The organism is Mannheimia sp. E30BD, assembly GCF_041807785.1.
GTDB lineage: Bacteria > Pseudomonadota > Gammaproteobacteria > Enterobacterales > Pasteurellaceae > Mannheimia.
On sequence record NZ_JBGTYX010000002.1, the window covers coordinates 181340 to 204556 of the forward strand.

24 protein-coding genes, 1 pseudogene and 1 riboswitch are annotated in these 23217 nt (G+C 39.1%); of the genes and pseudogenes, 18 read left to right on the forward strand and 7 right to left on the reverse strand.

The window, feature by feature from the left end; genetic code table 11:
• Positions 1-77 precede the first annotated feature (77 nt).
• The 6 genes from ACERCG_RS02215 (at position 78) to ACERCG_RS02240 (ending at position 3521) form a co-directional block, all read left to right on the forward strand.
• Positions 78-407 (forward strand): YbaB/EbfC family nucleoid-associated protein, encoded by a 330-nt coding sequence (locus ACERCG_RS02215; RefSeq protein WP_005600053.1) that lies wholly within the window; start codon positions 78-80, stop codon positions 405-407.
• A 6-nt stretch (positions 408-413) separates the two neighbouring features.
• On the forward strand, positions 414-1019 hold the full coding sequence (gene recR, locus ACERCG_RS02220) for a recombination mediator RecR (protein WP_373610444.1): 606 nt from the start codon (positions 414-416) through the stop codon (positions 1017-1019).
• 67 nt (positions 1020-1086) lie between these two features.
• Entirely contained in the window at positions 1087-1413 is a 327-nt protein-coding gene (gene grxD / locus ACERCG_RS02225; protein ID WP_373610445.1) for a Grx4 family monothiol glutaredoxin, read from the forward strand.
• Positions 1414-1561: 148 nt separating this feature from the next.
• Complete coding sequence (locus ACERCG_RS02230; RefSeq protein WP_373610446.1) at positions 1562-2599, forward strand: branched-chain amino acid aminotransferase; 1038 nt, start codon at positions 1562-1564, stop codon at positions 2597-2599.
• 69 nt (positions 2600-2668) lie between these two features.
• Positions 2669-3175, forward strand: a complete 507-nt coding sequence (locus ACERCG_RS02235; protein WP_373610447.1) for a hypothetical protein — start codon at positions 2669-2671, stop codon at positions 3173-3175.
• Between the two features lies 1 nt (position 3176).
• Complete coding sequence (locus tag ACERCG_RS02240) at positions 3177-3521, forward strand: RidA family protein (RefSeq protein WP_373610448.1); 345 nt, start codon at positions 3177-3179, stop codon at positions 3519-3521.
• 78 nt (positions 3522-3599) lie between these two features.
• Here the strand turns inward: ACERCG_RS02240 and ACERCG_RS02245 are convergent, their stop codons facing one another.
• Positions 3600-4169, reverse strand: coding sequence for an elongation factor P hydroxylase (locus ACERCG_RS02245; RefSeq protein WP_373610449.1), 570 nt, complete (start codon positions 4167-4169; stop codon positions 3600-3602).
• A 9-nt stretch (positions 4170-4178) separates the two neighbouring features.
• Positions 4179-5924 carry a protein-disulfide reductase DsbD gene (locus ACERCG_RS02250; protein ID WP_373610450.1) on the reverse strand — a complete coding sequence of 582 codons (1746 nt, stop codon included), beginning with the start codon at positions 5922-5924 and terminating at the stop codon, positions 4179-4181.
• A 207-nt stretch (positions 5925-6131) separates the two neighbouring features.
• On the opposite strand from ACERCG_RS02250, the gene artP reads away from it, so the two are divergent.
• Genes artP through artM form a run of 4 tightly spaced genes read left to right on the forward strand, consistent with a single transcriptional unit; the run spans position 6132 to position 8972 of the window.
• Positions 6132-6863 carry an arginine ABC transporter ATP-binding protein ArtP gene (gene artP, locus ACERCG_RS02255; protein ID WP_373610451.1) on the forward strand — a complete coding sequence of 244 codons (732 nt, stop codon included), beginning with the start codon at positions 6132-6134 and terminating at the stop codon, positions 6861-6863.
• 19 nt (positions 6864-6882) lie between these two features.
• Positions 6883-7611, forward strand: a complete 729-nt coding sequence (locus ACERCG_RS02260; protein WP_373610452.1) for a transporter substrate-binding domain-containing protein — start codon at positions 6883-6885, stop codon at positions 7609-7611.
• Between the two features lie 4 nt (positions 7612-7615).
• A complete protein-coding gene (gene artQ, locus ACERCG_RS02265) occupies positions 7616-8287 on the forward strand; it encodes an arginine ABC transporter permease ArtQ (RefSeq protein ID WP_373610453.1) in 672 nt (223 codons plus the stop codon).
• Position 8288: 1 nt separating this feature from the next.
• Positions 8289-8972: an arginine ABC transporter permease ArtM gene (artM, locus tag ACERCG_RS02270; RefSeq protein WP_373610454.1), complete on the forward strand. Its 684-nt coding sequence runs from the start codon at positions 8289-8291 to the stop codon at positions 8970-8972.
• A 105-nt stretch (positions 8973-9077) separates the two neighbouring features.
• Here the strand turns inward: artM and pgi are convergent, their stop codons facing one another.
• Both pgi and ACERCG_RS02280 read right to left on the reverse strand, forming a co-directional pair.
• Entirely contained in the window at positions 9078-10718 is a 1641-nt protein-coding gene (pgi, locus tag ACERCG_RS02275) for a glucose-6-phosphate isomerase (protein WP_373610455.1), read from the reverse strand.
• 39 nt (positions 10719-10757) lie between these two features.
• A complete protein-coding gene (locus ACERCG_RS02280) occupies positions 10758-11006 on the reverse strand; it encodes an accessory factor UbiK family protein (RefSeq protein ID WP_373610456.1) in 249 nt (82 codons plus the stop codon).
• 176 nt (positions 11007-11182) lie between these two features.
• Positions 11183-11227, forward strand: a riboswitch (PreQ1 riboswitch).
• 3 nt (positions 11228-11230) lie between these two features.
• Between ACERCG_RS02280 and queC the strand changes: the two genes are divergently transcribed.
• Together queC and queD are read left to right on the forward strand one after the other, a co-directional pair.
• A complete protein-coding gene (gene queC, locus ACERCG_RS02285; RefSeq protein WP_373610457.1) occupies positions 11231-11899 on the forward strand; it encodes a 7-cyano-7-deazaguanine synthase QueC in 669 nt (222 codons plus the stop codon).
• A complete protein-coding gene (queD, locus tag ACERCG_RS02290) occupies positions 11892-12275 on the forward strand; it encodes a 6-carboxytetrahydropterin synthase QueD (protein ID WP_373610458.1) in 384 nt (127 codons plus the stop codon). Before queC ends, queD begins: the two co-directional genes overlap by 8 nt.
• A gap of 259 nt (positions 12276-12534) precedes the next feature.
• On the opposite strand, the gene ACERCG_RS02295 is transcribed toward queD, so the two are convergent.
• Positions 12535-13644, reverse strand: coding sequence for a hypothetical protein (locus tag ACERCG_RS02295; protein WP_373610459.1), 1110 nt, complete (start codon positions 13642-13644; stop codon positions 12535-12537).
• A 229-nt stretch (positions 13645-13873) separates the two neighbouring features.
• A complete protein-coding gene (locus ACERCG_RS02300) occupies positions 13874-15178 on the reverse strand; it encodes an isochorismate synthase MenF (RefSeq protein WP_373610460.1) in 1305 nt (434 codons plus the stop codon).
• Between the two features lie 186 nt (positions 15179-15364).
• Here ACERCG_RS02300 and ACERCG_RS02305 point away from each other — a divergent pair, with 186 nt between their 5' ends.
• The 4 genes and pseudogenes from ACERCG_RS02305 to priA all read left to right on the forward strand — a co-directional run bounded on the left by ACERCG_RS02305 (position 15365) and on the right by priA (position 20523).
• Positions 15365-16582 (forward strand): pyridoxal phosphate-dependent aminotransferase, encoded by a 1218-nt coding sequence (locus ACERCG_RS02305; RefSeq protein ID WP_334238778.1) that lies wholly within the window; start codon positions 15365-15367, stop codon positions 16580-16582.
• A gap of 226 nt (positions 16583-16808) precedes the next feature.
• Positions 16809-17708, forward strand: coding sequence for an EamA family transporter RarD (rarD, locus tag ACERCG_RS02310; protein WP_373610461.1), 900 nt, complete (start codon positions 16809-16811; stop codon positions 17706-17708).
• A pseudogene (locus ACERCG_RS02315) lies at positions 17701-18313 on the forward strand (LysE family translocator). The gene rarD and the pseudogene ACERCG_RS02315 overlap by 8 nt, the downstream one beginning before the upstream one ends.
• Before the next feature lie 11 nt (positions 18314-18324).
• The gene (gene priA, locus ACERCG_RS02320) at positions 18325-20523 is read left to right on the forward strand and encodes a primosomal protein N' (protein ID WP_373610506.1); all 2199 of its coding nucleotides are present in this window, start codon (positions 18325-18327) and stop codon (positions 20521-20523) included.
• Positions 20524-20599: 76 nt separating this feature from the next.
• On the opposite strand, the gene ACERCG_RS02325 is transcribed toward priA, so the two are convergent.
• Entirely contained in the window at positions 20600-21346 is a 747-nt protein-coding gene (locus ACERCG_RS02325) for a YdcF family protein (protein ID WP_373610462.1), read from the reverse strand.
• Positions 21347-21488: 142 nt separating this feature from the next.
• Between ACERCG_RS02325 and ACERCG_RS02330 the strand changes: the two genes are divergently transcribed.
• Positions 21489-22133, forward strand: coding sequence for an acetyltransferase (locus ACERCG_RS02330; protein ID WP_373610463.1), 645 nt, complete (start codon positions 21489-21491; stop codon positions 22131-22133).
• A complete protein-coding gene (neuB, locus tag ACERCG_RS02335) occupies positions 22133-23170 on the forward strand; it encodes an N-acetylneuraminate synthase (RefSeq protein ID WP_373610464.1) in 1038 nt (345 codons plus the stop codon). Before ACERCG_RS02330 ends, neuB begins: the two co-directional genes overlap by 1 nt.
• Positions 23171-23217: the final 47 nt, after the last annotated feature.

Below are 23217 nucleotides of genomic sequence, written 5' to 3' on the forward strand. Positions count from 1 at the left end.
AATTAACCGCTTGCAGATTAGAAAAGCGTTCAGTAAAATGAACCGCTTATTTTATCGCTAAATTTAGAGGAAAAATTATGTTTGGAAAAGGCGGTTTAGGTGGCTTAATGAAACAGGCTCAGCAAATGCAAGAGCGTATGCAAAAAATGCAAGAAGAGATCGCACAATTAGAAGTAACAGGCGAGTCTGGTGCGGGTTTAGTGAAAGTAACCATCAACGGAGCTCATAACTGCCGTCGCATTGAGATCGACCCATCATTAATGGAAGATGATAAAGAAATGGTGGAAGATTTAGTTGCCGCAGCATTTAACGATGCGGTTCGCCGTGCAGAAGAAATGCAAAAAGAAAAAATGGCAAGTGTAACCGCAGGAATGCAATTACCACCAGGTATGAAATTCCCGTTCTAATTGAGTATGCAAACCAGTCCTTTACTTGAAAATTTAATGGAAGCCTTGCGAGCCTTGCCGGGCGTTGGTCCAAAATCGGCTCAGCGAATGGCATATCATTTGCTACAACGTAATCGTTCGGGCGGTGTGGCATTGGCTAAGGCATTAAGCGAGGCGATGAGCCATATTGGGCATTGCCAATCTTGCCGTACCTTTACGGAAGAAGAAGAATGCACGATTTGTAAAAATCATCGCCGCCAAATGAGTGGGCAGCTTTGTGTGGTTGAAATGCCGGAAGATATTCAAGCCATTGAGCAAACAGGGCAGTTTTCAGGGCGTTATTTTGTGCTAATGGGGCATTTATCGCCGATTGATGGTATTGGCCCGCGTGAAATTGGATTAGATTTATTGCAAAAACGTTTAGAGGAAGAATCTTTCCACGAAGTGATTTTAGCTACTAATCCAACCATTGAGGGTGATGCAACGGCGAACTATATTGCGGAAATGTGCAAAATGTACAATGTAAAAGCAACCCGAATTGCACACGGTGTGCCTGTTGGGGGCTCGCTAGAAATGGTTGATGGCACAACACTTTCGCATTCATTTGCAGGGCGACGTGATATTACCTTTTAAACTATTTCGGTATAGGCTTAATTCTGATATAATTACTCAACTATTTTAAATTCTATTGAGGCTAAAAATGGAAACTATCGACAAAATCAAACAACAAATTAGCGAAAACCCAATTCTACTTTATATGAAAGGTTCGCCAAAATTCCCATCTTGTGGTTTCTCTGCTCGTGCGGTAGAGGCAGTAATTAACTGCCAAGTGCCTTTCGGTTATGTGGATATTTTAACTAACCCTGATATCCGTGCTGAATTACCAAAATTCGCAAACTGGCCAACTTTCCCACAATTATGGGTAGAAGGCGAGCTAATCGGCGGTTGTGATATCGTATTAGAAATGTACCAAAAAGGCGAACTTCAAGCATTATTAAAAGAAACGGCTGAAAAACACGTAGCATAATTCTTTCAAGTTAATTATTAAGGCTCTTAAGTAAATTAAGAGCCTTAATTTTTTCGCTCAATTTCGCTGAAAACTCCTTACTTCAACTGCTATTTTGTTTTAGAATGTCGAAATTATTTTCAACATAAAAAAATAAAAGGACACAACAATGGCATTAAAAGAGTTAGATTGGGCAAATTTAGGCTTTTCTTATATAAAAACAGATTATCGTTTCATTGCACATTGGAAAGAAGGTAAATGGAATGAGGGCGAATTAACACAAGATAACACATTACATATTCACGAAGGCTCAACGGCATTACATTATGGGCAACAATGTTTTGAAGGCTTAAAAGCCTATCGCTGTAAAGATGGTTCAATCAACCTATTCCGCCCTGATCAAAATGCAGAGCGTATGCAACGCACTGCAGATCGTTTATTAATGCCACGCGTGCCAACCGAATTATTTATTCGTGCTTGTAAAGAAGTGGTGAAAGCCAACCAAGATTGGCTAGGCCCTTACGGCTCTGGTGCAACTTTATACTTACGCCCATTTTTAATTGGCGTGGGAGAAAACATTGGCGTGAGAGCAGCGCCTGAGTTTATTTTCTCGGTGTTCTGCTGCCCAGTAGGGGCTTATTTCAAAGGTGGTTTAGCTCCGTCTAACTTCATCACTACAGAATATGACCGTGCAGCTCCTATGGGAACCGGCGGGGTAAAAGTAGGTGGTAACTATGCGGCAAGTTTATTACCACACGAATTAGCAGTGGAAGAAAGCTCGGCGACTCGTAAATTTGCGGATGCTATTTATCTAGATCCGAAAACGCATACCAAAATTGAAGAGGTTGGTGCTGCAAACTTCTTTGGTATTACCAAAGATAACAAATTCATTACGCCGATTTCAGAATCAATTTTACCGAGTATTACTAAATACTCATTGCTTCATATTGCCAAAGAGCGTTTAGGTATGGAAGCAATTGAAGGCGATGTGTATATCGACCAACTTGATCAATTTATTGAAGCAGGTGCTTGCGGTACAGCAGCAGTGATTACTCCTGTTGGCGGTATTCAACACAAAGATAACTTCCACGTTTTCCATTCTGAAACCGAAGTTGGTCCAATTACTCGCCGTCTATATGCAGAATTAACAGGCATTCAATTTGGTGATGTGGAAGCGCCAGAAGGTTGGATTGTAAAAGTAGAATAATTTTCGTATTTAATGGTGGGGCGAAATATTTTTCGCCCTTTTGTTTTTTGAGATTATACTTTTTATAAAATGAAAAAATTACTTTTTTTAGGCTTATCAGCACTTGCGTTAGCAGGCTGTTCATCAGCCATTTCTAATTCAAATCAGTTAGTCGGAAATTGGCAATGCACGATAGATTACAATGATTTTGACATTCGAACTGTCGATCACTTTAGATTTTCTGGCAATGGGACTGTGAACAATAGGGGAGATATTCACTACCCGATTAAAAAGCCGATTTTTGTTTATAACTTACAGCAAAACGGGAATTGGACGGTAAAAAGCGGCAAAATTATTTATCGGGTGATGTCAGAATCTCTACAACGTACGCATCGTTCTGAGATTTGGGCGGAATTACAGCGTGATAGTGAATTGCAGCAATTTGAGGAAAACTTGTTCGATTCTCTTTCAAATAGTGAAAATCATAAGGTGATAGAGTTTACCGTTACGGATTTTGATACAAATAAAATGGTGATTAAACACGAGATTAAAGGGCATAAAGCCTATAAAGGACAATGTGTAAAAACGAGAGGATAAAATGATTCAACGTATTGAAGTCGGACAACGTTTTTCGGAAGTTGCAATCCACAATGGTGTGGCTTATTTGGCAGGACAAGTGCCAGTTGATGAAACAGCCGATGCTTACACCCAAACTCAACAAGTGCTTTCTGAAATTGACAAATGGCTAGCAAAAGCTAATACCGATAAAAGCAAAATTTTAATGGCAATGGTGTATTTAAAAGAGATGTCAGATTATGCTGAAATGAACCGTGCGTGGGACGAATGGGTTGCCCCAAATAACGCTCCACCTAGAGCCGCTGTTGAAGCAAAACTAGCCAACCCAAATTGGAAAGTGGAAATTGTGGTAAAGGCTGCGGTTTAAAAACTGATATTTGCTGATTCTTATTAGGAAATAACCGCTTGTAAAGACAAGCGGTCATATTTTTTCAGATTTTTGCAACTAAATCCGTTCAATATTAAATTGTTTTAAATCAATTACATAAGGCGTACCATAGAATGCACATAATGCTTTACGCAAGGTTTCTGCTCGTTTAGGGAGATAACCACGTTCTGCATAAATTTTTACTTGGTCGTACACAGCCTGTTTGAATGCAGAATTATCGCCCGGGTTGCCTGAAAGGTTATCGGCACTTGCAAAATAGCGGAAACCTGAGGCTGTTGCCAGCACCCATTCAATCGCTTGGGGTTTTACTTCTGCACTTTCAAATTCACGTTGGTGTTCGGCTGATCTACCGTCCGGTTCATACCAATAACCGAAATCTTCTAATTTTCGGCGTTCTTCACCAGCAACCAGCCAATGAGCAATTTCGTGCAATGCACTGCTGTAGTAACCGTGAGCAAATAAAATCACGTTGTAAGGGCGTTCGCTTGGTACACCGTCTTCGTTTAAAAAAGCAGGTAAATAAATTGGATAATCGCCGCCTCGTTCTAAGCGAGTATTGTATTCGTCGGCAAAGCATTCATCAAAAATGCGAATAATATCTTCAATTTGATGGTTTTCTTGGTTCATTTTGTTCCTTTATAGTTTATTTAACCAGTCTAAGAATTTGTCTGCTTCTAAAAAGCCGGTAACACGAGATTGGCTCATTTCATTGCCGTTTTCATCAAAAAACAGAATGGTTGGCAAACCTAATACATTAAAGTGTTTCATCAGCTCGGTATTTTCAGTCGAGTTTTTCGTCATATCAATTTGTAGTACCACCATTTCATTCAGTTTTTGCTGAACATTTTGGTCACTAAAGGTGTATTTTTCAAACTCTTTGCAGGCGACACACCAGTCTGCATAGAGATCGAGCATCACTTTTTTACCTTTGGAAGCGGTCAATTTTGTCTCTAAATCTGCAAGTGATTGAATTTTTTCCAACGCTAAGTGCTGTGTATTTTGTTGTTGAGCAGTTGAGCCGTTCCAAGCTAAATCTGCCCAAGGTTTAGCGGCGATGGCTAAAGCAAGTAATAATAAGCCTTTGATGATTTTTTTGATGATCGAATTAGATGGAATGGCATCCACCAACCAGCTCAAAAACGCAATAGCAAGGGCTGACCATAAAAACGGCTCATAGTGGCTTGGCAGCACACGACTTAATAAGAACACCGGTAAGGCAAGCATAACAAAGCCGAAGGCAGCTTTCACTTTTAGCAGCCATTCGCCGGATTTTGGCAGAATTTTGTTGCCGAATAAGGTAATTAAAATCAATGGTAAGCCCATTCCGAGTGCGAGTAGATAGAGAGCTAATCCACCGGTGACTAAATCACCACTTTGTGCCACATACAGCAATGCACCTGAAAGCGGAGCAGAGGTGCAAGGAGAGGCAATTAAGCCTGCGATCATCCCCATTAAAAACACGCTACCCAACGCACCGCCTTGCTGTTTTTGGCTCATTGCATTGAGTTTTTGTTGCCAGCTGTTTGGCAGCCGGATTTCGTATAAGCCAAACATTGAGCAGGCAAGCAGAATAAAGACGATAGATAAACCTATCAACACAGGTGGGCTTTGTAAGGCGATTTGGAAAGGCAAGCCGATAGCCGCCACAATTAAGCCGAGTAAGGTGTAAGTAACCGCCATCCCTTGCACATAGGCAATACTGAGCATTAAGGCTTTGGTATTTGATGGGCGGTTTTTATTGCCAATTACGATTGCAGAGAGCAATGGTAACATCGGCAGCACACAAGGTGTGAAAGCTAAACCGACCCCTAATACAAAAAACCAGAAAATTGAAAAGCGATTATTGGCTAGATTTTCAGCTAGCTGATCTTGCTCTGCTTTGGTCATATTATCGGCGTTTGCAAAATTTTCACTATTTTCGACCGCTTGTGTTCCCTGTTGCTCAAGCTCTTCGGGCGTAGCAGAAAGAATGCTGTCAAATTTCAGTTCTACCCGTTCCGGCGGATAGCAGAAACCTTTGGTACAGCCTTGATATTCCACTTCGATTGAAGCATTGTCTTTCACCTCTTTAAACGGCACGTTGAGTGCTAAGTGGTTGCGATAGATCTCAACCTGCCCGAAAAATTCATCGTTATGTTGCTCGGCAGTAGGAAATGCGATGTCGCCCAGCTCAATATTGTGAGGCGTGATGCGGATTTCTTTTTTATAAAGATAATAATTGTCTGCAATATCCCAATTTAACTGTAATTTTTCATTTTCGTTTTGGATTGAAAAAACAAAGGCTTCTTCAGATTTTAGAAATTTTGGCTGAGAGAAGAGATTAGCGTGAGATGAGTTTATCATCAATAAACTCAAGAGAAGTGCGAAAAAGTATCTAATCATATTGAAATCCTATCTTATATTATCTTGGAGAACATTATAGCGTAATCAGTATTTATATTCCGAATAAATTACGTTATTTAATGATGTTAGACGATGTAAGTGTTATTTTATTACAAAAATTTTGTTGGAAAAGAAAAAAATATTGCATATTTATGCAAAAATAATTATTATTCATTCATTATTTTAAATGTAGTAGGATTTTCACGAATGGCAATTCGTATTCAAAATGTCAATTTCTTTTATGGCTCAAATCAAGCCTTATTTGACATTAATTTAGAGATTGAAAAAGGCGACACCGTCGTCTTGCTTGGCCCAAGTGGGGCGGGCAAAAGTACTTTAATTCGTACCTTAAACTTAATGGAAGTGCCGCAATCAGGCACATTAGCCATCGCAAATCATAAATTCGATTTGGCTGCCAAAACTAATAGTAAAGAAGTAAGTTTATTACGCCGTGAAGTGGGAATGGTGTTTCAGCAATATCATTTATGGCCGCATTTAACGGTAATGCAAAACTTAATTGAAGCACCGATGAAAGTGCTTGGGTTAAGTAAAGAAGAGGCAACAAATCGTGCGAAAACACACTTGGCACGTTTACGTTTAAGCGAGTTTGCAGATCGTTTTCCATTGCACCTTTCTGGCGGTCAGCAGCAACGTGTAGCAATTGCTAGAGCGTTAATGATGCAGCCGCAGGTGTTACTTTTTGATGAACCGACAGCGGCTCTTGACCCTGAAATTACCGCCCAAGTAGTTGATATTATTAAAGAACTTCAACAAACAGGTATTACTCAAGTGATTGTAACTCACGAAGTTGGCGTTGCCAGAAAAGTGGCGACCAAAGTGGTTTATATGGAACACGGTAAAATTATTGAACAAGGCGATGCAAGTTGTTTTATGCAACCAAAAACAGCAGCGTTTGCAAATTATCTTTCACACTCCTAATAAAAATAAGGACACAACAATGAAACAATTATTTTTAGCAACTTTAATTGCTACCTCTGCAATGGCAAATGCACAGCAAGAAATCACTTTTGCGATGGAGCCAAGCTACCCACCTTTTGAATTAACCAATGAGAAAGGCGAAATTATCGGCTTTGATGTGGATATCGCCAATGCAATTTGTAAAGAAATCAATGCAACTTGTCATTTCAAAAGCCAATCATTTGACTCATTAATCCCAAGTTTAATGAAAGGTCGTGGTGGTTTTGATGCGGCAATTTCAGCGATTGATATTACAGAAGCTCGTGCAAAACAGGTGTTATTCTCTGACCCATATTATGAAAGCTCAGCAAGTTTCATTGCGGTAAAAGATAAAGGTTTAACGCTTGAAACGGCGAAAAAAGTGGGTGTACAGAACGGTACAACTTATCAGCAATATATCGCAAATGAAGCGAAACAATACACGGCTTCATCTTACGCAAGTTTACAAGATGCGATTTTAGACCTGAAAAATGGACGTATTGATATCATCTTTGGCGATACTGATGTAGTAAGAGAAATGTTCAACAAAAATCCTGAATTAGGTTTTGTTGGCGACAAAGTTACCGATAAAAAATACTTCGATAATGGTTTAGGTATTGCGGTAAACAAATCTAAAGCTGAGTTAGTTGAAAGCTTAAACAAAGGTATTAAAGCGATTAAAGAGAATGGCGAATACCAAAAAATCTACGATAAATGGATGACAAAATAATCTGATGTTTACTGATTATCTTCCCTTAATTTATACCGCAACCCTAATGACCTTAGGGTTAGCGGTTTGTTCTTTATTGCTTGGCTTTGTGCTGTCTATTGTTTTGGTTTCATTAGAAACGAGCAAATGGGCGGTTGTGCGTAAAGCAACAAGCATTTTTTTAACATTATTGCGTGGTTTACCGGAAATTCTGGTTGTCTTTTTAATCTATTTTGGTACACCTGAAGTATTGGAATTGCTGACAGGGCAATATGTTGAAGTTGGACCGTTTGGCTGTGGTGTTGTAGCACTCTCATTTATTTTTGCCTCTTATGCTTCACAAAGTTTGCGTGGTGCAATTCAAGCTATTCCGCTTGGGCAATGGGAATCTGGAGAGGCTCTTGGTTTAAGCCGCAGTTATACCTTTATTAATATTGTGATGCCTCAAGTATGGCGACACGCTTTACCGGGTTTGAGCAACCAATGGTTAGTGTTACTTAAGGATACGGCATTGGTTTCTCTTATTGGTGTTCACGATTTAATGCGTCAAACAGAGCTAATTAACACCCGTACTCACGAGCCATTTACTTGGTATGGCTTAGCTGCCTTGATTTACTTGGCTATTACCTTAATCAGCCAAGTTGTTATTCGCCGTCTTGAATTACGTTTTACTCGTTTTGAAAGAGGAGGCAGATAATATGTGGCAAGAATATTTAAGCGTAATTGCACAGGGTATTCCAACCAGCCTTGCGTTAATGGCAGTGGCGTTGGTGATTGGTTTTGTGTTAGCGGTAAGCCTTACTTTCCTGCTCTCAATGGAAAATAGACCAGTAAAATGGCTTGTGAATGGTTTCTTAACGCTATTTACAGGAACACCATTGCTCGTTCAGTTTTTCTTAATTTATTATGGGCCGGGACAATTTGAGTGGATTACTCAAAGTGCAGCGTGGGGACTATTTTCAGATGCTTGGTTCTGTGCGGTATTGGCATTATCACTAAACAGTGCTGCATATACCACATTACTGTTTCACGGTGCGGTAAAAGCTATTCCTAAAGGGCAATGGGAAACCTGTGCTGCATTGGGTTTAAGCCGTTTAGATACGCTCAAAATTTTAATTCCTTATGCACTAAAACGTGCTTTACCCTCTTACAGTAATGAAATTATCTTAGTTTTCAAAGGCACATCGCTTGCTTCAACCATTACGATTATGGATATTATGGGCTACGCTCGCCAATTATATGGCACGGAGTATGATGCTCTTACCATTTACGGAATGGCTGGTGTGATCTATTTAGTGATTACAGGCATTATGACGGTGCTTTTAAGAAAATTAGAAAGTAAAGTATTAGCCTTTGAGCGACTTGAAGTAGAAAAAGCCTAATAAGCTAATATCAATAATAAAGCGGACAAATCAAATACAGATTTGTCCGCTTTTGTTTTATGGATTGCTCATTGCAAAATTTTAGCGAAATTTAACTGCTTGTTGTTATCTCCAAGCCTTAAACTGATTAATCAAGCCATTGGTTGAGCTGTCGTGGCTGGTAATTTCTTCATTATTTTCTAGCTCTGGTAAAATGCGGTTAGCCAGTTGTTTACCTAATTCCACACCCCATTGGTCGAAGCTGTAGATATTGAAAATGACACCTTGTACGAAAATTTTATGTTCGTACATTGCAATTAATGCACCTAAACTATAAGGCGTGATTTTTTGTACCAAGATAGAGTTGGTCGGTTTATTACCTGTAAACACTTTAAATGGGACAATTTCAGCGACTCCCTCAAGGGTTTTGCCTGCCTCTAAAAACTCTTTTTCTACCACTTCTTTTGATTTACCAAATGCCAGAGCTTCGGTTTGGGCAAAGAAGTTAGAGAGTAGTTTGTTGTGATGATCGCTTAACGGATTATGCGTTTGAGCTGGAGCAATAAAATCACAAGGAATTAATTTAGTGCCTTGATGGATTAATTGATAGAATGCGTGCTGTCCATTCGTACCCGGCTCGCCCCAAATAATTGGTCCTGTTTGATGGGTAACTGGTTTACCATCACGTCCAACAAATTTACCGTTTGATTCCATATTACCTTGTTGGAAATAAGCCGCAAAGCGGTGCATATATTGATCGTAAGGTAAAATCGCTTCAGATTCTGCCCCTAAGAAGTTGTTATTCCAAATTCCCACTAAAGCCAATGTGGTTGGAATATTTTTCTCAATTGGTGTTAATAGGAAGTGCTGATCCATTGCGTGAGCACCCGCAAGAAGTTGCTCAAAGTTTTCAAAACCAAGAGAAAGGGCGATAGATAAGCCAATCGCAGACCAAAGTGAATAGCGACCGCCTACCCAATCCCAAAACTCGAACATATTTGCGGTATCAATACCAAATTTTTCGACTTCTTTCGCATTGGTTGAAAGTGCCACGAAATGTTTTGCCACCGCTGATTCATCTTTCGCTGAATCTAATAACCATTTACGGGCAGAAAGGGCATTGGTCATTGTTTCTTGCGTGGTAAAGGTTTTTGAAGCGACTAACACTAAAGTGGTTTCAGGGTTTAACTTGCGTAATACCTCTGCGATGTGAGTACCATCAACATTCGACACAAAGTGCATATTCAGATGGTTTTTGTAAGGGCGTAGAGCCTCTGTTACCATATAAGGGCCTAAGTCTGAGCCACCAATACCGATATTAATCACATCAGTAATTGCTTTGCCCGTGTAACCTTTCCATTCTCCTGAAATAACGCGCTCACAGAAATCTTTCATTTTAGCTAATACGGCATTTACTTCTGGCATTACATCTTTACCATCAACAGCGATTGGCGTATTAGCACGGTTACGCAACGCAACGTGTAAAACAGCACGATCTTCTGTGCGGTTGATTTTCTTACCCGAGAACATCGCATTTTTAGCTGAATCCAAACCGCATTCATTTGCTAATTGGCGAAGCAGGGTAAGGGTTTTGTCATTAATCGCATTTTTAGAAAAATCGACCAGCAATTCGTTTTCAAAACGAAGGGAATATTTATCAAAACGGCTGGCATCTTCAGCGAAAAGTTGAGGAATGGAGAGGTTATCTGCTTTATGCTGAGTCAAAGCATTCCAAGCAAAGGTTTGAACAGGATTGATTTTCTGCATTTTTTATTTCCTTTTACGAATTTACAAATTCAAATCGGTTTAGGATTGAGCATCTTTAGTTAATTCATCAAGACGCTTTTCTAATTCATTTAATTTCTCGCGCGTGCGAAGTAAAACTTGTGATTGAACATCAAACTCTTCACGGGTTACTACATCAAGGCGAGCAAGCTGAGCTTGTAGAATTTGTTTGAATTTTTCATCTAGATCGTTACCTACATTTTTTAGACTTTGGGGTAACGCATTGTGTAATTGTTGAGCAATGGCTTCTAAATTTTTCGGTGAGAGCATTTTAATCTTCCTTTTAATAATCACTTGCTCAATTCTAGTTAATTTTAGGTACAAGAGAAAGTAAATTCTGCAATTTATTGCGATAGTTTATGTGATTTAAATAGCCATTTTACCTAATTCTTTGTAAAATGCCGCCTTTCGCAAAATATAAGCAAAATACAACCGCTTGTATTTGTTATTCCGTGGTTCGAAAACCTCCCACGCAAAAAAACTAAGGACACAAAATGACATCTCAAAACAAAAAAGCCGTTGTGATTTTTTCAGGCGGTCAAGACTCCACCACTTGCTTATTTCAAGCCATTGCAGAATTTGGTAAGGAAAATGTGGAAGTGCTTACTTTCCAATATGGGCAACGCCATTCTATTGAACTTGAAAAAGCTGAATGGATCGCAAAAGATTTAGGCGTGAAACAAACGCTCATTGATACTTCTGTGATTAAAGCGATTACCACCAATGCGTTAATGGATGATAATGCTGAAATCAAACAACAAGGCGATACGCCAAATACCTTTGTTGATGGGCGTAATGCACTTTTTCTGCTTTATACCGCCATTTATGCTAAAGGGCAGGGCATCCAAACTATCTTTACCGGTGTGTGTGAAACCGATTTTAGTGGCTATCCGGATTGCCGAGATGTATTCGTGAAATCGATGAATGTTACGCTGAATTTAGCAATGGATTATAACTTCAATATTCGTACACCATTAATGTATCTCACCAAAAAAGAAACTTGGGCATTAGCCGATAAATTAGGGGCTTTTGATTATATTCGTGAGCATACCCACACTTGTTATTTAGGAATTGAAGGCGGTTGCCACGACTGCCCGAGTTGCATTTTGCGAGAAAAAGGTTTGAATGAATATTTGGCGGAAATAGGACAATCCAATGTTTAAAATTGCAAAAGAATTTAGTTTTGATATGGCACATATGCTTGATGGACACGATGGAAAATGCCAAAACCTGCACGGACATACTTATAAATTGCAAGTTGAAGTAGCGGGAGAGCTGTTCCAAGAAGGAGCAAAACGTGGAATGTTGATGGATTATTCGGATCTGAAGGCAATAGTGAAAACCCATATTTTAGATTCAATGGATCACGCCTTTATCTACGATTTACACAACGAACGTGAAAGCCAAGTGGCACAATTTATATCGCCACTAGCCCTAAGCGAATATATCAGGATAAATATCAACGCCGTTGCATTGAATTTGCAAATGAGGTTCGTATTGTTGTTGATGGTGAAGTACAAGCATTTTGTGAAGAGATAGAAAGCAAAATTCGGGCAGAACATTATTACCTTTCACCTTGTGAAATCGATGGCAAAATGAATTTGCTGGAAACCATCACCCAGATTGGGTTATTAAATCAGCGTCCAAATAAGCCTAGATGGCAGCTAAGTATCCAAACGCATAAAATTGTGGGGATTGAGTAAGCAGAAGTTAGAAGATGATTTTCTACAATTTAAAAGACTGAGCCGGTATTATCCAGACTCAGTCTTTTTATTTCAGTTTTAAGCAGAAGATAACTTTATTGTTTCTCGCTAACCATTATAGCTTGCCAGTTCTCGCTTTTTGCTTCACCGATAAAGTATTTTTGGTCGGAATTACCAGCCTTTGAATCAATAAACTTAGTTTCCATAATTGCTTTTTCCATTCCTGGAGTATAGCTTTTTTGATTTTGGGTTAAAATTGCCATAATAATTGGGTTACCCTCTGTTGGTGCAATTTCTAACTGCTTAGTGTTACCAGTAATATTAAAGATATCTGAGTTTCCATCTTTCACTCTTCCAGTTGCTACACCATCTTTAAATTGGATTTCTACATCACCCAATTTGCTGATACGTGCGGCAAATTCTTTAGTATGTGGATTTGAACCATATACAAATCCTTCTTTTTTATGGTAAGTTGCTGTTAATTTATCAGAGATATTATTATTTACTCGTTTCTCATCATACACGACAAAATATTGACTGAATTTATCGGCAGCATCGACAAGGTTTTTGCTATTTGTATCGTTATAGTAGCCATAGAATAGCTCATCGCTACTGCGGATAAGAAAATCGCTAGAGAGTTGTTCAGCATTAATATCAGCCAAATTTAATACGAGAAAATCTTTTTCTTCAATAATTTGTTTACCGCTTACCACATCAAATTTTGGCTTTGTACCGGCTTTATCCACCAAAGTGAATCTACTAAGCTCAAGAGTTTGAGCGTCTTTATTGAGTTTTATTGAACCAATTTTCTCAAAAGAAGCGTCAATTTTTTGTGATTGTGGCTTTGGTATGGACGGAGTAAGCTCTGTTTGAGGAGCATTTTCTACCTGAGGAGCATTTTCTACCTGAGGAGCATTTTCTACCTGAGGAGCATTTTCTACCTGAGGAGCATTTTCTACCTGAGGAGCATTTTCTACCTGAGGAGCATTTTCTACCTGAGAAGCATTTTGTGCCTGAGAAGCATTTTGTGCCTGAGAAGCATTTTGTGCCTGAGAAGCATTTTGTGCCTGAGAAGCATTTTGTGTTTCTAGTACTGGTTTGGACTGGCTCGGTGTTGAAGACGAACCTCCGCTACCGCTCCCTCCGCAAGCACTTAAAACTAAGGTTGCAGCAAATGTTAAAATTAATTTTTTATTGAATTTCATTCAGTTATTCCTTAAATATAAAAACGAAACTGCGAGGAGTCTATCACATTTTTTATATAAAATAAGAATGAGTGGTCTGAGGAGTCTTACGTAAACGTTTCTCTAATGAAAATTTTTTAATTATGGGAATATCCACTACTAATTTTGTAGCGATAATGTATTTTTTTAGGAAGATGGAAATGAAAATAGAGAAATAAATAATTAAGAGCTTAAGTTCTGAAAGTCTGCCTTACAGATCCCCTTTTGTTACTAAATCAATATTCAATAATTTAGCGATACCTTGTGATTTACGTTTAATTTCCTGCCATTCCGATTGTGGATCTGACGCCTCTACAATGCCAGCCCCTGCATAAAGCGTAATTGAATTTTGTGAAATTAAGGCAGAACGGAGTGTTACGCAAAATTCGGCTTCACCATTACTCATTACCCCTAAAGTGCCAGCGTACCAATGGCGGGTAAAGGGTTCATTTTCAGTGATAAATTGTTTTGCTTTTGGGCGAGGAAGCCCAGCTACAGCGGCAGTGGGGTGAATACGACTTAAGCAATCACTATCAAAAACACCTTGTTTTAGCGTAGCTTGAATTTGGCGGCGTAAGTGCTGGACATTGTGCAACCGTTTGATTTTCGCTTCAGATACTTTAAATTCAGTAACACAATCGGAAAGATTGCTCTCAATATCATCAACAACTAATTGATTTTCGTGGATATTTTTCGGGTCGCTTAATAGCCATTGTGCATTCAGTTCTGTTTGGGTTTCACTTGGTGTAACTGCTACTGTACCGGCGAGAGCTTCAGTAAAAAATTGCTTGTCTTTGCGTTGATATAAACGCTCCGGGGTTGAACCAATGAACGCAACCTCTGCACTTTCAGCCCAGAGGAAATGGTAGCAACCTTGATTGATTTGGCGACTTTGTGCAATCAGATCATAGCTGCAAATCGGATTTTCAAAATGCAGACGGATGGCGTTTGCCAATGCCACTTTTTGAAATTCGCCTTGTCCAATAGCACAAATCGCTTTGTTGATATTGCTTTCCCATTGCTCAAAACTGCTGGCTGCTGCAACGGATTGCAACGGATTATCGGGCAAGCTCAATTCTTCAATATGCTCAAAATTTGCAATAAATTGTGCAAAAACAACCGCTTGTTGCGCCATATTATCGCTATCGAGATAGAAACAAGCGATCAAATTTTGCTGATTTTTTACTAAGGTGAATTGAGGCAAAATAAACTGAGTGTAACCTTCAAATTGTAATCCACCGATTAGAGGCAAATTATGTTGTTGAATAAAGGCTTGTGCGGTTTCTAGGGTATGAAATTGACGAATTGCTCCCACAGTTGCAATTGTCTCATCTTTATCACGATATTGTAGAAAAAAGTGTGGATAGTGCTGATTTTGTGCTTTTAACCAACCAAGTAGCGGTAGATTTTCTTCAAATAGTGGTACGGAGGCTTGAATGCTGATTAAGCCTTCTCCTTTTCCTATTTTTGAATAAATTTTTATAAGCTCTTGTTTTAATTGGTTAAAAATAGACATTTGCAAAAGAATGAAAAAATTATACCGCTTGTTTTTAGCTGATTTAAAAAAAGGTCATCATTTTAACGTATTTCCTCTTTTTTTTCCTCTCAAATTAGAGTAATGTTTGCAAATTCATTACAAAGTATCGATTTTTTAAACAATCGTATGCGGAAATAGCAGAATTAATCATATAGGAAGTTAGCAATGGAACGTTTTCCCAAGTCAGATAAATTAGCACAGGTTCGTTACGATATTCGCGGACCAATTCATAAAGAAGCTCTCCGTTTAGAAGAAGAAGGGCATAAAATTTTAAAATTAAATATTGGTAATCCTGCTCCATTTGGTTTTGAAGCACCGGATGAAATTTTGGTGGACGTTATTCGTAATTTACCGAAAGCACAAGGTTATTGCGATTCAAAAGGTTTATATTCAGCTCGTAAGGCGATTGTGCAGTATTATCAATCAAAAGGTATGCGTGGAATGGACGTGAACGATGTTTACATCGGTAATGGTGTTTCTGAGCTGATTACGATGTCGATGCAAGCATTACTCAATGATGGGGATGAAATTTTGATTCCTATGCCTGATTATCCGTTATGGACAGCCGCCTCAACTTTGGCTGGCGGTAAAGCGGTGCATTATCTGTGCGATGAAGAAAATGAATGGTTCCCGGATATTGAAGATATTAAATCAAAAATCACTCCTCGTACAAAAGGGATTTTAGTCATCAACCCAAATAATCCAACGGGTGCGGTGTATAGCCGTCAAATTTTACTTGAAATTGCAGAGCTTGCTCGTCAGCATAATCTGATTATTTTTGCAGACGAAATCTATGAAAAAATTATTTATGATGGTGCGGTTCATCACCACATTGCAGCACTTGCCCCTGACTTATTAACCGTTACTTACAACGGTTTATCAAAGGCTTACCGTGTGGCGGGTTTCCGTCAAGGTTGGATGGTGTTAAGCGGGCCGAAACATCAAGCTAAAGGTTTTATTGAAGGCTTGGATATGCTGGCTTCAATGCGTTTATGTGCGAACACGCCAATGCAGCACGCGATTCAAACTGCATTAGGTGGTTATCAAAGCATTAATGAATTTGTATTGCCGGGCGGTCGCTTATTAGAGCAACGTAACAAAATGCACGATTTATTAGTGCAAATTCCAGGTATTAGCTGTGTGAAAGCGAAAGGGGCGTTGTATATGTTCCCGAAAATTGATACCGAAATGTACGGCATAAAAGATGACCAAAAATTTATTTACGATTTGTTGCAACAAGAAAAAGTCTTATTAGTACAAGGCACGGGCTTTAACTGGCATAAGCCGGATCATTTCCGTGTGGTAACCTTGCCTTATGCACATCAAATTGAAGAGGCAATCGGTCGCCTTGCGAATTTCTTGAAAACCTATCGTCAAGACTAAGTCGAATCTCCCTTTACCCCACTTTATAAAAGCAGGGTTGTAAGTTCTATAATATCAGTAGGGACAGGTCCTGTGCCTGTCCGCTAACGATATTAATTTGCGGGCGGGCACTGGACCCGCCCCTACCTCCGAACATTATTCATTTATTTAGAACTCGACAATCCTCTTTAGAAAAGAGGGGGAGGGGAGATTTGAAAAATTAAAAAATAATTACTTTCTTATCACTATGTTAAAAGGCATTCTTTTATCTCTTTCAGCCTCTGTGTTATTCGGCTGTATGTACTATTTGGCGATCTTTCTAAAACCGCTGGCAGGTGTGAGCATTTTCGGCATTCGTATGCTGGTTACGATCCCTTTTCTTTTCCTTGCCTTATACCTTTTTAAAAAACAAAACGAATTTATTGAATTTCTCCAAAGGCTCAAGCGAGAACCCCATTTATTGCTTGTTATTTTAATTACAGCATCTATTGTGGGCGGGCAGATGTGGCTGTTTTTATGGGCTCCTAATAGCGGCAAAGCGATTGAGGTTTCAATGGGCTATCTATTAATGCCGATTATTATGGTGGCATTTGGCAAAGTGGTCTATAAAGAAACGCTTTCCTTTAATAAATGGTTGGCTATTATTGTGGCTTTCGTTGGTGTGGTGAGTAATATTTTGTTTACCGGAAAAATTTCGATAGCAAGTTTATTTGTTTGCACTGGTTACCCAATCTATTTTTACCTTCGCCGAAAATTTGGCTTAAGTCATTTACATAGTTTTGTGGTAGAAATTGTATATTTGCTCCCTATAGCGTGCTATTTTATCTCTCAAACTGATATGCAATATGTCGAAACGCAAAACCCTAATATTTACTATTTTATTGCATTACTGGGTTTAATTAGTGGCACTGCACTGATTAGCTATACGCTAGCCAGCATGATTTTACCCTTTAATTTGCTTGGTTTATTAGGCTATGTTGAGCCTCTATTGATGTTGGTGGTTTCTTTCTTAATTGGTGAAAGACTTGCAAGTGAATCGTATATCTTAATGATCTGCCTACTCATTTCGATTTTATTTTTGGTGTTAGATGGTATGTTTGCTCTTCGTCAGCAGCGTAAACGTAAATTGAGTGTGAACAATGAGTGATATTGTAAATTATTGGGGATTTTTGACCGCTTGTATTCTGCTAAATCTTACCCCGGGTTCGGATACAATCTATATTTTAACTCGCACTATTGCTGAGGGGAAAAAGTCGGGCTTAATGTCTTCATTCGGCATTCTAGCAGGCATTTTATGCCATATTCTTGCGGTTTCACTCGGGCTTGCAGGCATTGTGGCACATTCGCCCACTTTATTTAATTTTCTGAAATACGCAGGGGCAATTTATCTCTGCTATCTCGGCATTAAAATGTGGCGAGAGCCGTTGGTGTTAGAGAAAATCAATCTAGACAAACTTCCTCTATGGAAGATATTCCGTCAAGGGTTGATTACCAATCTATTAAACCCGAAAGTATTGCTCTTTTTCTTGGCGTTATTGCCGCAGTTTGTATCCAGTAATTTGGAAAATACCTTTTATGCTGTTGGGGCTAACGTTTTTATCCACCAGCATTATTTGGGTAAGTATTTTAGTCTTAGCCGCTGCACCTGTTGGGCGTTTTTTACGGCATAATCAAACCTTTGGAAATTGGTTAAATAAAATCTGCGGCTCGATATTTATCGGGCTTGCAATCAAAATTGGTTTAGAGAAGTGAGATTAATCAGAGTGGCACTGAATGTGCCGTTGCATCGTTTTTTTGACTACTTACTGCCTGACGAGCTGAATGCCGGTAAGGGCAGCAGGGTTGTTGTACCTTTCGGCAGGCAAACTAAAATCGGCATTGTGGTTGATTTTCCGCAAACGAGTGATGTGCCAATTGATAAACTTAAACCGATTAAAAACGTATTAGATTTAGATACTCTTTTCGATGATGAAATGTGGCAGCTGCTTACTTGGGCTGCTCGCTATTATCACGCCCCAATAGGCGAAGTATTAAACAGTGCTTTGCCCGTCAAACTTCGTAATGGCGATTCTACCGAACGCTCCCAACCCGATTATTTTGTGGTAACGGAACAAGGAAGAAAATCCTTAATTATCGGTGAAAACAAAAAAGCCAAAAAACAGGTTGAGCTTTTAACTGAACTTGCCGAATTTGCAAAATTTTTTGAAAAACCGACCGTTTGTAGCCCTTCTGCGTGGAAAGGATTATTAGAGAAAGGTTATGTTGAGAAAATTGATGTGCCTTTTATTCCGCAATTGTGGCAACAATCGCTTGGCGAATTGCCGTTAGTGAATGTGCAAAATCGTCTCACCTTGAATAAACAGCAAACCTTAGTAGTTAGCCGTTTAAATGTGCAAAATGAGTTTGCTACTTTTTTACTGAATGGGGTAACGGGTTCGGGTAAAACCGAAGTTTACCTGCAATTTATCGAAACCGTGCTAAAACGCAACCGGCAGGTGCTTGTGCTTGTGCCTGAAATTGGACTAACACCACAAACGGTACAACGTTTTAAAGCTCGCTTTAATGTGGAAATTGACGTTTTACATTCCAATATGAATGAAACTGAACGTCTGAATGCGTGGCTTCGAGCTAAAAATGGCGAAAGTGCGATTGTTATCGGTACACGTTCCGTCCTCTTTACTCAATTTAAGAAATTGGGGGCGATTATTTTGGACGAAGAACACGACAGCTCATTCAAACAACAAGATGGCTGGCGTTACCACGCACGGGATTTGGCGGTGGTTAGAGCCAAAAATGCCAATATTCCCATTGTGCTAGGCTCAGCTACACCAAGCCTTGAGAGCTTGCAAAATGTGCAAAATGGCAAATTTATTGAGTTGGAATTGACCGCTCGGGCAGGCAGTGCTCAAATAGCCAATCAACACATTATTGATTTAAAAACTCAAAGAGTTACCGCAGGCTTGTCTGAACGCTTACTTTCAATGATGAAACATCATTTAGAGCAAGGCAACCAAGTGATGTTGTTTTTAAATCGAAGAGGCTTTGCCCCTGTGCTGCTTTGCCACGAATGCGGCTGGATTTGCGAGTGTGAGGCGTGTAACAAGCCTTTTACTTATCATCAAAAACAGCGTGTGCTACGTTGTCATCACTGTGCGACACAAAAAGTGATCCCTCGCCAATGTGGGCATTGTGGCTCAACCAATTTGATTACCACAGGTGTTGGTACAGAACAGCTTGAGCAAGTGCTTAATGAGCAATTCCCCACTTATCAAGTAACCCGAATTGATCGTGATTCCACTTCACGAAAAGGCTCATTAGAAAATCATTTGACTGATATTCGAGAGGGGAAAAGCCAAATTTTAATTGGTACGCAAATGTTGGCAAAAGGGCATCACTTCCCAAATGTTACGCTGGTGGCGATTGTCAATGTGGATTCAGCCCTTTTCTCCACCGATTTCCGGGCGGAAGAAAAACTGGCTCAACTTTACTTGCAAGTAGCAGGCAGAGCAGGGAGAGCAGAAAAAAAAGGCGAAGTGGTACTACAAACGCACTATCCAGAACACCCATTACTCAAAACCTTGCTAGAACAAGGCTACAGCGAATTTGCCAAAGAAGCCCTAAAAATGCGACAAATAATGGCATTACCACCGTTTTCTTCCCAAGTGCTATTTAAAGCGACAGGAAAAAATAACGAGCAAACGTTAAAACTACTTGAACAATTGGCGGAGTATTTTCAACAGAAAATCCAGCAACAAAATTGGCAAGGTTTCCAACTTATCCCCCCATTTTCTGCTCCAATGGCAAAGAAAGCAGGCTTTTACCGCTGGTTGTTGTTACTCCAACACCCAACCAGAAATGCTTTGCAACAGCTACTTGATTGGTTTGATCAAGAAAAAGAGGGTTTAGATATTCCTACGAATATTAGACTAAGTTTGGATATTGATCCGCAGGAGATTGGGTAAAAAGAAAATAAGCAAGCGGTTGATTTTCTATGTTTTTTTACAAAGTGATAAGGCAGGGTTTAACCTGCCTTATTTGTTATCTACCCTCCTTCCAATACCCAATCCATTCTTTCAATGCCAGCATATTGCTATTCATTGCCCCTGCTTGTGGGATAAAGTGCATAAAGTTGAGCTTGTAATGGCTGGGAGTATCGCCTGAACCAACACTTGCAGGTAACACTTCAAACCCTTGTTGGGTAAAGAGCATTTCTGCTCGTTTCATATGCCATTGGTTGGTTACTAGAATAATTTTATTGATGTTCTCTTTTTCTAAAATTTCACGGCTGAAAATCGCATTTTCTTTAGTGGTTTTCGCCTTATTTTCCAGCCATTTGGTTTCAATATTAAAAAATGTTTTAAATTCCTCTGCCATCACTTTTGCTTCAGAAGTACCGTTTGGGCTGCTGCCGGTGGCTAAAATGGGTAAGCCGGTTTCTTTATGTAAGTAGGCAGCATAACGCATTCTTTCTAATGGAATGCCTGTAATTGCGAGTTTACCAAATAACTCTTGGCTATCTCGCAATCCTCCGCCTAATACCACGATGGCTTGGGCTGTTTTGTATTTCTCGATAGTTGGCTCTTCCCCTTCAAGTAAGGAATAGCCTAACTTTTGTGAGGTATAAGGAATACTGAAAATATATAGAATAGCAATGCCAAGAAAGGCAAAAAAATAGGCTGAATATTTATAGCCTATAGCGAAGAAAATTAATGCCAGCAGCCACAATAGAATAATATTAAATGGCGGTAGGATCATTGCAGTAATGAGTTTAATTAGTTCAAACATAAAATTGATTTATCGTAAAGATGGGTAAATAAATATTTATTTTCCTAGATTATCGGAAAATTGTCTATTTTTCCGTATGGAAAAGTATTAACAAACTCCATTTGGAGAGTGTTCCTGATAGATAAAGAAGAGAGGAATTAATATGCAACAGCGATCTACAAAAGAAAAAGTGATTTTAATTGGTGCGGGTGGTTATGCAAAATCGGTACTAGATTCACTCGATTTTGAGCAATATGAATTCTATGGTTTTATTGATAATTTTAAGCCTGAAGGCAGTAAGCATTTAGGGTATCCTGTTCTCGCATCAGCAATACAAGATTTTGCAGAACGTGAGAATTATAGTTATTTTATTAGTATTGGCGATAATGCACACTGTTTGGAGAAATTTTTTAAATTGCAACAACTGGGATGTAAAATTATTAATGTGGTAGATAAAACTGCATTGGTATCAAAAAATTCTACTCTCGGAATTGGCGTATTTGTCGGCAAAATGGCGATTTTAAATAGTGGCGTAACAGTGGGGGATAATGTGATTATTAATACCAAATCGCTGGTTGAACACGGCTGTTTTATCGGCAATCACTGCAATATTTCAACCAATACGACACTGAATGGCGATGTGATTGTAGAAGATTATGTGTTTGTAGGTAGTTCGTCTGTGATCAACGGTCAGTTAAGAATTGGTGAAAGTGCATTAGTTGGCTCTGGTGCGGTCGTAATTAGAAATGTAGAGCCTCGCACTGTGGTGGCGGGTGTTCCTGCAAAATATATTAAGGATATAAAATAATGGCAAATGTATTTATTGTGGCAGAAATCGGTTGTAACCATAATGGCGACCCTGCTTTAGCCAAAAAAATGGTGGATGTAGCAAAAGAGTGCGGTGTTGATGCGGTTAAATTCCAAACTTTCAAAGCAGATAAATTGATTTCTAAATATGCCCCTAAAGCAGAGTATCAAAAAGTAACTACAGGTAAGGCAGATTCTCAGTTAGAGATGACGCGTAAATTAGAGTTGCCTTATGATGAATTTGTAAAATTAGAAGCCTATGCTCGTTCACTTGGTTTAGAAGTGTTTTCTACGCCATTTGATTTTGAATCGATTGATTTCTTAGCAAGCCAACAACAAAAAGTGTGGAAAATTCCATCAGGTGAATTAACCAATTTGCCATATTTAGAAAAAATTGCTCGACTCCCGATTGAAGGTAAAACCATTGTGATTTCAACGGGAATGGCAACCATTGAAGAAACTAAAGCCTCACTAAAAGTATTAGAAGGTAATGGTGTGGCGAAAAAAGATATTACCATTTTACATTGTAATACTGAGTACCCAACCCCTTACGAAGATGTGAACCTAAACGCCTTCCATCAACTTAAGCAAGAGTTCGGCGAATATAGCTTAGGTTTTTCCGATCACTCAGCGGGCTATTTTGCAGGCTTGGCGGCAGTGCCTTATGGCATTACCTTTATTGAAAAACATTTTACGTTAGATAAAAACTTTGAAGGTCCAGATCATAAAGCTTCTGTTACGCCAGATGAACTGAAATTATTATGTGAAGGCATTCGTGCGGTAGAGAAATCACTTGGTTCTTCCGAAAAGTTAGTAACAAACTCTGAAGCTAAAAATAAAATTGTGGCGAGAAAATCCATTATTGCGGCTCGTCCAATTCAAAAAGGTGAAATTTTTACAGTAGATAACATTACAACCAAACGCCCAGGCAATGGCATTAGCCCGATGTTCTGGTATGATGTGTTAGGAAAAGAAGCGCAACACGATTTTGAAGAAGATCAACTTATTCAAGATTCTCGTTTTGCAAATCAGATGTAATGGCATATAGTGATGGGGCGAAAGCTCCATTATTTTTAGATAACAAG

Coding starts and splice junctions, on each gene's coding strand:
- ACERCG_RS02215 (WP_005600053.1), top strand. CDS start 78: ATGTTTGGAAAAGGCGGTTTAGGTGGCTTAATGAAACAGGCTCAGCAA.
- recR (WP_373610444.1), top strand. CDS start 414: ATGCAAACCAGTCCTTTACTTGAAAATTTAATGGAAGCCTTGCGAGCC.
- grxD (WP_373610445.1), top strand. CDS start 1,087: ATGGAAACTATCGACAAAATCAAACAACAAATTAGCGAAAACCCAATT.
- ACERCG_RS02230 (WP_373610446.1), top strand. CDS start 1,562: ATGGCATTAAAAGAGTTAGATTGGGCAAATTTAGGCTTTTCTTATATA.
- ACERCG_RS02235 (WP_373610447.1), top strand. CDS start 2,669: ATGAAAAAATTACTTTTTTTAGGCTTATCAGCACTTGCGTTAGCAGGC.
- ACERCG_RS02240 (WP_373610448.1), top strand. CDS start 3,177: ATGATTCAACGTATTGAAGTCGGACAACGTTTTTCGGAAGTTGCAATC.
- ACERCG_RS02245 (WP_373610449.1), bottom strand. CDS start 4,169: ATGAACCAAGAAAACCATCAAATTGAAGATATTATTCGCATTTTTGAT.
- ACERCG_RS02250 (WP_373610450.1), bottom strand. CDS start 5,924: ATGATTAGATACTTTTTCGCACTTCTCTTGAGTTTATTGATGATAAAC.
- artP (WP_373610451.1), top strand. CDS start 6,132: ATGGCAATTCGTATTCAAAATGTCAATTTCTTTTATGGCTCAAATCAA.
- ACERCG_RS02260 (WP_373610452.1), top strand. CDS start 6,883: ATGAAACAATTATTTTTAGCAACTTTAATTGCTACCTCTGCAATGGCA.
- artQ (WP_373610453.1), top strand. CDS start 7,616: ATGTTTACTGATTATCTTCCCTTAATTTATACCGCAACCCTAATGACC.
- artM (WP_373610454.1), top strand. CDS start 8,289: ATGTGGCAAGAATATTTAAGCGTAATTGCACAGGGTATTCCAACCAGC.
- pgi (WP_373610455.1), bottom strand. CDS start 10,718: ATGCAGAAAATCAATCCTGTTCAAACCTTTGCTTGGAATGCTTTGACT.
- ACERCG_RS02280 (WP_373610456.1), bottom strand. CDS start 11,006: ATGCTCTCACCGAAAAATTTAGAAGCCATTGCTCAACAATTACACAAT.
- queC (WP_373610457.1), top strand. CDS start 11,231: ATGACATCTCAAAACAAAAAAGCCGTTGTGATTTTTTCAGGCGGTCAA.
- queD (WP_373610458.1), top strand. CDS start 11,892: ATGTTTAAAATTGCAAAAGAATTTAGTTTTGATATGGCACATATGCTT.
- ACERCG_RS02295 (WP_373610459.1), bottom strand. CDS start 13,644: ATGAAATTCAATAAAAAATTAATTTTAACATTTGCTGCAACCTTAGTT.
- ACERCG_RS02300 (WP_373610460.1), bottom strand. CDS start 15,178: ATGTCTATTTTTAACCAATTAAAACAAGAGCTTATAAAAATTTATTCA.
- ACERCG_RS02305 (WP_334238778.1), top strand. CDS start 15,365: ATGGAACGTTTTCCCAAGTCAGATAAATTAGCACAGGTTCGTTACGAT.
- rarD (WP_373610461.1), top strand. CDS start 16,809: ATGTTAAAAGGCATTCTTTTATCTCTTTCAGCCTCTGTGTTATTCGGC.
- ACERCG_RS02325 (WP_373610462.1), bottom strand. CDS start 21,346: ATGTTTGAACTAATTAAACTCATTACTGCAATGATCCTACCGCCATTT.
- ACERCG_RS02330 (WP_373610463.1), top strand. CDS start 21,489: ATGCAACAGCGATCTACAAAAGAAAAAGTGATTTTAATTGGTGCGGGT.
- neuB (WP_373610464.1), top strand. CDS start 22,133: ATGGCAAATGTATTTATTGTGGCAGAAATCGGTTGTAACCATAATGGC.